This window comes from Paenibacillus sp. 598K (assembly GCF_003851045.1).
Lineage (GTDB): Bacteria > Bacillota > Bacilli > Paenibacillales > Paenibacillaceae > Paenibacillus_D.
This window is the reverse complement of record NZ_BFBX01000233.1, coordinates 1-1,867: the sequence shown is the minus strand read 5'-3', so window position 1 is coordinate 1,867 and position 1,867 is coordinate 1. Positions and strand designations below refer to the sequence as shown.

The 1,867-nt window shown below is 68.7% G+C and carries 1 protein-coding gene; it reads right to left on the bottom strand.

The genetic code is table 11. The annotated features are described in order from the left end of the window. The coding region (locus PA598K_RS34760; protein ID WP_185602423.1) for a non-ribosomal peptide synthetase at positions 1-1,867 on the bottom strand (1,867 nt) is incomplete at both ends.

Here is a 1,867-nt window from a genome sequence, read left to right as displayed (position 1 = left end):
CGCCGAGAGCGGCAGCTCCGCCCCCAACGTCTCGCGGATGCGAGCCGTCAGCAGCATCGCCCGCAACGAATGGCCGCCCAGCGCGAAAAAATCGTCGCCGCGCCCCGGCTCGACGCCAAGCTGCTCGCGCCAGAGCGCGGCCAGCCGCGACTCCATCGGCGTACGCGGGGCCTCCGCGAGCGCCGTCTCGAGGTGCTGCGGCGCGGGCAATGCCCGTTTGTCCAGCTTGCCGTTGGGCGTCAGCGGCATCTCCGGCACCGGGATCAACCGCACCGGCAGCATATATATCGGCAGCTGCTCCGCCAGATGGGCGCGCGCCTCCGTCTCGTCTACCGGCCGCTCTGCCGTATACCAGGCCAGCAGTCGGGCCTGCTCGCCGTCCTCCGCGAGCAGCGGTCGCAGCGCCGCCGCAGCCTGGCGGATATCGGGATGTGCCGTCAACGCCCGTTCGATCTCTCCCAGCTCGATGCGATAGCCTCGCAGCTTGACCTGATCGTCTACGCGCCCGACATAATACAGCTCGCCTGTAGGCAGACGCCGCACCAGATCGCCCGTCCGATACATCCGCTGTCCCGGTCGGAACGGGTCCTCGACGAACCGTTCCGCCGTCAGCTCGGGCGCGCAGAGATAGCCGAGCGCGACTCCGCTGCCGCCGATATATAGCTCGCCCTGGACGAGCGGCGGCACCAGTTGTCCGGCTTCGTCGAGCACATACAGCGCCGCATTGTCGATCGGCGCGCCGATCGGCACCGCATCTCCGCCGGGGAGCGATGTCCCGGACCGCGCCCGGAACAGCGTGCAGCCGACGACCGCCTCGGTCGGGCCGTATTCATTGCAGATCTCCAGCTCGTCCGGCCAGCGGGCCAGCAGCCGCGATACCGAGGCGGCATAGAGCTGCTCGCCGCCGACGATGATCCGCCGCAGCGAGGTGGCGGGCAGATCGCCCAGCTGCTCCAGCAGCGCCAGATGCGCCGGCGTCGCCTTCATGACCGTCGCCCCGGACTCGGCGACGATGCGCCGCAGCAGCCGCCCGGCATCCTCATCCTCCTCGCGGATGAGGATCGCGCCGCCGGTCAACAGCGGCACGAACAGCGACGTCACCGTCAAGTCAAACGACAGCGACGTAAAGAGCGGCATCGTCGTCGGCTCGCCATCACTATAAGCTGCGGCAGCCCAGCTCGCGTAGTTGAACAGACCGGACTGCGTCACCATGACGCCCTTGGGACGGCCAGTCGAGCCGGAGGTGTACAATACATAAGCCAGCTCGTCGGCCAGCAACGTCTCCTCACCGCCCGGGCGCGATCCGGCAGCGTTGGCCGTCTCGCCGTCCGCACGTACGAAGTTCGTCGCGTCAGTCACGTGCGACGACAGCGCGTCTGACCTATCGCCCACCAGGACCGTCTCGTATTCGCCGAGCAGCCACACTTCGCCGGGATAGGCTGACGGCTCTTCACCCAACAGCGCGAGCCAGGCCTCCCGCTCGGCCAGCAGCAGCGCCGGCTGGCAGTCGGCCAGCATATAGGCGAGGCGCGACGCCGGATAGGCCGGATCGAGCGGGACATAGGCTGCGCCGCTCTGCATCACAGCGAGCAGGCCGATAATCGTATCCGTCGAGCGCCCAGCCAGCAGCGCGACTCGCGCGCCCTGGCCGATACCAGCCGCACCCAGTCGCTCTGCCAGCTTGGCCGTCCGCTCATACAGCTCGGCGTATGTGAGCCTGCGTCCGTCCGCCGACTCGACAGCGATAGCATCGGGAGTGCGGTCAGCCTGGGCCAGCAGCTGATCGAACAGCCGCTGCGACCCGGACCCCGCCTGCTCGCGTCCGCAGCTCAACGCCAGCAGCTCGCGCTGTTCCTGCTCGCCCAGC